Annotated in this window: 4 protein-coding genes and 1 pseudogene; all 5 read left to right on the forward strand. The window is 71.1% G+C overall.

Features of this window, described 5'->3' with window-relative positions:
- Positions 1 to 16: 16 nt before the first annotated feature.
- Positions 17 to 1,969 (forward strand): NADH-quinone oxidoreductase subunit L, encoded by a 1,953-nt coding sequence (gene nuoL / locus E6R18_RS29315; RefSeq protein ID WP_136319901.1) that lies wholly within the window; start codon positions 17 to 19, stop codon positions 1,967 to 1,969.
- Between the two features lie 4 nt (positions 1,970 to 1,973).
- Complete coding sequence (locus E6R18_RS29320) at positions 1,974 to 3,545, forward strand: NADH-quinone oxidoreductase subunit M (RefSeq protein ID WP_136319902.1); 1,572 nt, start codon at positions 1,974 to 1,976, stop codon at positions 3,543 to 3,545.
- Positions 3,542 to 5,206, forward strand: a complete 1,665-nt coding sequence (gene nuoN, locus E6R18_RS29325) for an NADH-quinone oxidoreductase subunit NuoN (protein ID WP_136319903.1) — start codon at positions 3,542 to 3,544, stop codon at positions 5,204 to 5,206. The genes E6R18_RS29320 and nuoN overlap by 4 nt, the downstream gene beginning before the upstream one ends.
- Before the next feature lie 153 nt (positions 5,207 to 5,359).
- Positions 5,360 to 7,477: a DNA helicase RecQ gene (gene recQ / locus E6R18_RS29330; RefSeq protein ID WP_136319904.1), complete on the forward strand. Its 2,118-nt coding sequence runs from the start codon at positions 5,360 to 5,362 to the stop codon at positions 7,475 to 7,477.
- Positions 7,468 to 7,650 (forward strand): annotated as a pseudogene (locus E6R18_RS29335) (hypothetical protein); the annotation flags it as partial. The gene recQ and the pseudogene E6R18_RS29335, both read left to right, overlap by 10 nt.

The following is a 7,650-nucleotide window of genomic DNA, read 5'->3' on the forward strand; positions in this document are numbered from 1 at the left end:
AGGGGCGCTGGACCCAATGAACGCAGAGAACCTGATTGCGCTGCTCGTCGCGGCGCCCCTGCTCGGAGCGGCGGTGCTGCTCTGCGGCGGCCGCCGCCTCGACCGCGCCGGGCACTGGATCGGCACCGTGCTCGCCGCCGCCTCGTTCGTCGTGGCCGTGGTGCTCTTCACCGACATGCTCGGCAAGGGCGCCGAGGACCGGGCGCTGCACCAGAAGCTGTTCAGCTGGATTCCGGTCGAGGGCTTCCAGGCCGACGTGGCCTTCCAGCTCGACCAGCTGTCGATGACCTTCGTCCTGCTGATCACCGGTGTGGGCACGCTGATCCACATCTACTCGATCGGCTACATGGAGCACGACGAGCGCCGGCGCCGCTTCTTCGGCTATCTGAACCTGTTCCTCGCGGCGATGCTGATCCTGGTCATCGCCGACAACTACCTGCTGCTGTACGTCGGGTGGGAGGGCGTCGGTCTGGCGTCGTACCTGCTCATCGGCTTCTGGCAGCACAAGCCCAGCGCGGCCACCGCCGCGAAGAAGGCGTTCCTGGTCAACCGGGTCGGCGACATGGGCCTGTCGATCGCGATCATGCTGATGTTCACCACGTTCGGCACGTTCGCCTTCGGCCCCGTCCTGGAGGCGACCGGCCAGACGGGCGAGGGCAAGCTGACGGCGATCGGCCTGATGCTGCTGCTGGCCGCCTGCGGCAAGTCCGCCCAGGTGCCGCTGCAGTCCTGGCTCGGTGACGCGATGGAGGGCCCGACCCCGGTCTCGGCCCTGATCCACGCCGCCACCATGGTCACCGCCGGCGTCTACCTCATCGTCCGCTCCGGCGCCATCTTCAACGCCGCCCCGGACGCCCAGCTGGTCGTCGTGGTCGTCGGTGCGGTCACGCTGATCTTCGGTGCGATCGTCGGTTGCGCGAAGGACGACATCAAGAAGGCCCTCGCCGGTTCCACCATGTCGCAGATCGGCTACATGATCCTGGCCGCCGGGCTCGGCCCGATCGGCTACGTCTTCGCGATCATGCACCTGGTGACGCACGGCTTCTTCAAGGCCGGGCTCTTCCTCGGCGCCGGTTCGGTCATGCACGGCATGAACGACGAGGTGGACATGCGGAAGTACGGTGGCCTGCGGAAGTACATGCCGGTCACCTTCGTCACCTTCGGGCTCGGCTACCTCGCGATCATCGGCTTCCCCGGCCTGTCCGGCTTCTTCTCCAAGGACAAGATCATCGAGGCGGCCTTCGCCAAGGGCGGCACCGAGGGCTGGATCCTCGGCGCCGTGACGCTGCTGGGCGCCGCGATCACCGCGTTCTACATGACGCGCGTGATGCTGCTGACGTTCTTCGGCGAGGAGCGCTGGCGCCGCACCCCGACGCCGTCCCCGGACGCGCCGGACGTCGAGCCGGCCGCCGAGACGCGCGGCGAGCACGCGGAGCCCCACCCGCACGAGTCCCCGAAGTCCATGACCATCCCCATGATCGTCCTGGCCTTCGGCTCGGTCTTCGCCGGCGGCTTCTTCTCCATCGGCGACCGCTTCCTGCACTGGCTGGAGCCCGTCACCGGCCACGACCACGGGGACGCCCCGGTCGGCGCGACCACCGTCACCGCCGCCACCATGGTGGTGCTCGTCGTCGGCGTCGCCATCGCCTGGGCGATGTACGGCCGCAAGCCGGTGCCCGTGGTCGCCCCGCGCGGCTCGCTGCTCACCCGGGCCGCCCGCCGCGATCTCCTCCAGGACGACTTCAACCACGTGGTCCTGGTCCGCGGCGGCGAGCACCTGACCCGCTCCCTGGTCTACGTCGACCACACCCTGGTCGACGGCGTCGTCAACGGCACGGCCGCCACCATGGGCGGGCTCTCCGGCCGGCTGCGCAAACTGCAGAACGGCTACGCCCGCTCCTACGCGGTCTCGATGTTCGGCGGTACGGCGGTTCTCATCGCCGCGACCCTGCTGATGAGGGCGGTCTGATCCCATGTCCTTTCCCCTCCTGACAGCGACGGCGGCGCTCCCGGCGATCGGCGCGGTCGCCACCGCCGCCGTCCCGGCGGCCCGGCGCACCGCGGCCAAATGGCTGGCGCTGGTCTTCTCGCTGGCCACGCTCGTCCTGGCGGGCATCGCGCTCGCCCGCTTCGAGCCCGGCGGCGACCGCTTCCAGCTCACCGAATCGCACGCCTGGATCAAGGACTTCGGCGTCCGCTACGAACTGGGCGTGGACGGCATCGGCCTGGCGCTCATGGCACTCACCGCCCTGCTGATCCCCTTCGTCATCCTGGCCGGCTGGCACGACGCCGACCCCCTGGAGACGCAGTCCTCCCGCTGGCGGCCCACCCAGGGCTTCTTCGCCCTGATCCTGATGGTCGAAGCGATGGTGATCCTCTCCTTCGAGGCCACCGACGTCTTCCTCTTCTACATCCTGTTCGAAGCCATGCTCATCCCGATGTACTTCCTCATCGGCGGCTTCGGGGACCGGGCGCACTCCGGCAGCGACGAGAACGCGGCGGCGCAACGCTCGTACGCCGCGGTCAAGTTCCTCCTCTACAACCTGGTCGGCGGCCTCATCATGCTGGCCGCGGTGATCGGCCTGTACGTGGTCGCGGGCTCGTTCTCGCTCTCCGAGATCGCCGAGGCCCGCGCCAACGGCTCGCTCTCCATGGCGACCGGCACCGAGCGGTGGTTGTTCCTCGGGTTCTTCTTCGCCTTCGCGGTGAAGGCCCCGCTGTGGCCGCTGCACACCTGGCTGCCCAACGCCATGGGCGAGGCGACCTCCCCGGTCGCCGTGCTGATCACCGCCGTCGTGGACAAGGTCGGCACCTTCGCGATGCTCCGCTTCTGCCTCCAGCTCTTCCCGGAGGCCAGCAAGTGGGCGACGCCGGTGATCCTGGTCCTGGCGCTGATCAGCATCGTGTACGGGGCGCTGCTCGCGGTCGGCCAGCGCGACATCAAGCGGCTGATCGCCTACGCGTCCATCTCGCACTTCGGCTTCATCGTGCTGGGCATCTTCGCGATGACCAGCCAGGGCCAGTCGGGCGCGACGCTGTACATGGTCAACCACGGCATCTCGACGGCCGCGCTGATGCTGGTGGCGGGCTTCCTGATCACCCGGCGCGGCTCGCGCCTCATCTCCGACTACGGCGGGGTGCAGAAGGTGGCCCCGGTCCTGGCCGGCACCTTCCTGATCGGCGGCCTGGCCACGCTGTCGCTGCCGGGGCTCGCCCCGTTCGTCAGCGAGTTCCTGGTCCTGGTCGGCGCGTTCGCCGCGTATCCGGCGGCCGGCATCATCGCCACCACCGGCATCGTGCTCGCCGCGATCTACGTCCTGGTCCTCTACCAGCGCACCATGACCGGACCGGTCAAGGCCGAGGTGCAGGGCATGGCGGACCTCAAGGTCCGTGAGCTCGCGGTGGTCGTCCCGCTGATCGCGCTGCTGCTCTTCCTGGGTGTCTACCCGAAGCCGCTGACGGACATCGTCAACCCGGCGGTGCGGCACACCATGTCGGACGTACAGAAGAAGGACCCCCAGCCCGAGGTGGAGGCCGCCAAGTGAGCGCAACAGCTGTCCACAGTCTGTGGACGACGGCGAGCGGGGTGACAACTGCCGCTCCGGACGAGAAGTTCAAGGCCCCGGTCATCGAGTACACCCAGCTGACCCCGGTCCTGATCGTGATCGGCGTCGCCGTCCTCGGCGTGCTCGTCGAGGCATTCGTGCCGCGTCGGGCCCGCTACTACACGCAGGTCTTCCTGACCGTCGTCGCCCTGGTCGCCGCGTTCGCCGCGGTGGTCGGCCTGGCGGCCGGCGGGTACGGGACGACCAAGGCGCACATCGCCGCGATGGGCGCCATCGCCGTCGACGGACCCGCCCTGTTCCTCCAGGGCGTCATCCTGCTGACGTCGCTGGTCGCCGTCTTCACCTTCGCGGAACGGCGGCTCGACCCGGAGTCGCACGGCAACAGGGTGGACTCCTTCGCGGCGCAGGCCGCCTCCGTGCCCGGCAGCGACAGCGAGAAGGCCGCGGTCAGGGCCGGATTCACCACCACCGAGGTCTTCCCGCTCGTCCTGTTCTCGGTGGCCGGCATGCTGGTCTTCCCGGCGGCCAACGACCTGCTGACGCTGTTCGTGGCCCTGGAGGTCTTCTCCCTCCCGCTCTACCTCCTGTGCGCCGTCGCCCGCCGCAAGCGGCTGATGTCGCAGGAGGCGGCCGTGAAGTACTTCCTGCTCGGCGCGTTCTCCTCGGCGTTCCTGCTCTTCGGGATCGCCCTCCTCTACGGGTACGCGGGCTCCGTCTCGTACGCCCAGATCGCCACCGTGGTCGACGGCTCCATCCAGAAGATCGACCCGGCGCTCGCCGGCACCATGGGCAACGACGCGCTGCTGCTCATCGGTGGCGCGATGATCCTGACCGGCCTGCTCTTCAAGGTCGGCGCCGTCCCGTTCCACATGTGGACCCCGGACGTCTACCAGGGCGCCCCCACCCCGGTCACCGGCTTCATGGCCGCGGCCACGAAGGTCGCCGCGTTCGGCGCGCTGCTGCGCCTGCTGTACGTGGTGCTGCCGGGCCTCACCTGGGACCTGCGGCCGGTCATGTGGGGCATCGCGATCGTCACGATGGTGGGCGGCGCGGTCGTCGCCATCACCCAGACCGACATCAAGCGGCTGCTGGCGTACTCCTCGATCGCGCACGCCGGGTTCATCCTCGCCGGTGTCATCGCGGCCACCCCCGACGGCATCTCGTCCGTCCTCTTCTACCTCGGCACGTACTCCTTCGTGACGGTCGGCGCCTTCGCCGTCGTCACGCTGGTGCGGGACGCGGGCGGCGAGGCGACGCACCTGTCGAAGTGGGCCGGGCTCGGCCGGCGCTCGCCGCTGGTCGCCGCGGTCTTCGCGGTGTTCCTGCTGGCCTTCGCCGGCATCCCGCTCACCTCGGGCTTCTCCGGCAAGTTCGCGGTGTTCAAGGCGGCGGCGGACGGCGGCGCGGGCGGCCTGGTCGTGGTCGGTGTGATCTCCTCGGCGATCGCCGCGTTCTTCTACATCCGGGTCATCGTGCTGATGTTCTTCAGCGAGCCGAAGGCGGACGGCCCCACGGTCGCCGTCCCGTCCCCGCTGACGATGACCACGATCGCGATCGGCGTGGCCGTCACCGTGGTGCTGGGCGTGGCCCCGCAGTACTTCCTGGACCTGGCGAGCCAGGCCGGGGTGTTCGTGAGGTAGCCGGCAACTGTTGTCGGACGGCGCCGGACGGGCTTGGAAGTCAAGCCCGTCCGGCGTTGTCGTAGGCGGCGCCTATCGTGGCAGGGGAGAGCGCTGGGACGCAGCGGGACCGGTACGGGGGACAGAGCGATGAGCGGGACGGGCGTGACGGGCATGACCACGGAAGTGACCACGGGCGGGGCCGCCGGGGCGACGGAGAGCGAGGCGCGGCGGACCCTGCACCGCGTCTTCGGCTACGAGGCGTTCCGCGGCGAGCAGGAAGCGGTGGTCGACCATGTGGTGGCCGGCGGGGACGCCGTCGTGCTCATGCCGACCGGTGGCGGCAAGTCCCTCTGCTACCAGATCCCGGCCCTGGTCCGCCGGGGCACCGGCATCGTGATCTCCCCGCTGATCGCCCTCATGCAGGACCAGGTGGACGCGCTGCGCGCGCTCGGCGTGCGGGCCGGCTTCATCAACTCCACGCAGGACTTCGACGAGCGCCGCTCGATGGAGTCCCAGTTCGTGGCCGGCGAGCTGGACCTGCTCTACCTGGCCCCGGAGCGGCTGCGGCTGGACGCCACGCTCGCCCTGCTCTCCCGGGGCGAGATCTCCGTCTTCGCCATCGACGAGGCGCACTGCGTCGCCCAGTGGGGCCACGACTTCCGCCCCGACTACCTCGCCCTGTCCGTACTCGGCGAGCGCTGGCCCGACGTGCCGCGCATCGCCCTGACGGCCACCGCGACCGGCGCCACGCACCGCGAGATCACCCAGCGCCTCGGCATGCCCGACGCCAGGCACTTCGTGGCCGGCTTCGACCGGCCCAACATCCAGTACCGGATCGTGGGGAAGGCCGACCCGAAGAAGCAGCTGCTCTCCTTCCTCAAGGAGGAGCACGCCGGGGACGCGGGCATCGTCTACTGCCTCTCCCGCGCCTCCACGGAGAAGACCGCCGAGTACCTCTGCCGCAACGGCATCGAGGCCGTCCCGTACCACGCGGGCCTGGACGCCGGGACCCGCGCGGTCCACCAGTCCCGCTTCCTGCGCGAGGAGGGCCTCGTCGTCGTCGCGACGATCGCCTTCGGCATGGGCATCGACAAGCCGGACGTCCGCTTCGTCGCCCACCTGGACCTGCCGAAGTCCGTCGAGGGCTACTACCAGGAGACCGGCCGGGCCGGCCGCGACGGCGCCCCCTCCACGGCCTGGATGGCGTACGGCCTCCAGGACGTCGTCCAGCAGCGCAAGCTCATCCAGGGCGGTGAGGGCGACGAGGCGTTCCGCCGCCGGGCCGCCTCCCACCTGGACTCCATGCTGGCCTTGTGCGAGACCGCCCAGTGCCGCCGCGCCCAGCTGCTGACGTACTTCGGCCAGGAGCCCGCCGCCGCCTCCTGCGGCAACTGCGACACCTGCCTCACCCCGCCCGAGACCTGGGACGGCACGGTGGCCGCCCAGAAGCTGCTGTCCACGGTGGTGCGGCTGAAGCGGGAGCGCGGGCAGAAGTTCGGCGCCGGCCAGATCATCGACATCCTGCTCGGCCGCCGCACGGCCAAGGTCATCCAGTTCGACCACGACCAGCTCTCGGTCTTCGGCATCGGCGAGGAGCTGGCCGAGGCGGAGTGGCGCGGCGTCGTCCGCCAGCTCCTCGCCCAGGGCCTCCTGGCCGTCGAGGGCGAGTACGGCACGCTGGTCCTCACCGAGGAGAGCGCCACCGTCCTCGGCCGGCAGCGCGAGGTCCAGCTCCGCAAGGAGCCGAAGAAGCCGACGGCCTCCCGCTCGTCGTCCGCCCGGGGCGAGCGCAAGGGCAAGGCGGCCGTGGCCGCCGACCTCCCGGAGACGGCCGTCCCGGTCTTCGAGGCCCTGCGCGCCTGGCGCGCCGCCCAGGCCAAGGAGCTGGGCCTCCCGGCCTACGTGATCTTCCACGACGCGACCCTGCGCGAGATCGCGACGGTCCGCCCCTCGACGCTCGGCGAGCTGGGCGGGATCAGCGGCCTGGGCGAGAAGAAGCTCGCGACGTACGGGGAGGGCGTGCTGGAGGTCCTGGCGGGCCTGCCGGACGAGGCGGAAGCCGCAGCCCCCACGGAGGCACCCCCGGCCCCGGCCCCCGAGGCCCCGGCCCCGGCCCCGGCCCGGGTGCCCGCCCCGGCTGCCGCACCTGCCCCCGCACCTGCCCCCGCACCTGCCCCCGCACCTGCCCCCGCCCTGGCCCCCGCGCCCGCCGCCACCGGGGCCCCGGCCCCCGCGCCCGCCGACGACTCCGAGTTCGGCTGGGACGAGGAGCCGCCGGAGTGGGAGTGACGCGGGCCGAGTCGTTCAGCGCGGCCACCGCCCGCTCGGCGTACCCGGCCCGTACCCGGCCCGTACCCGGCCCGTACCCGGCCCGTACCCGGCCCGTACCCGGCCCGTACCCGGCCCGTACCCGGCCCGTACCCGGCCCGTACCCGGCCCGTACCCGGCCCGTACCCGGCCCG

Source organism: Streptomyces sp. A1277 (genome assembly GCF_004795015.1).
Taxonomy (GTDB): Bacteria; Actinomycetota; Actinomycetes; order Streptomycetales; family Streptomycetaceae; genus Streptomyces.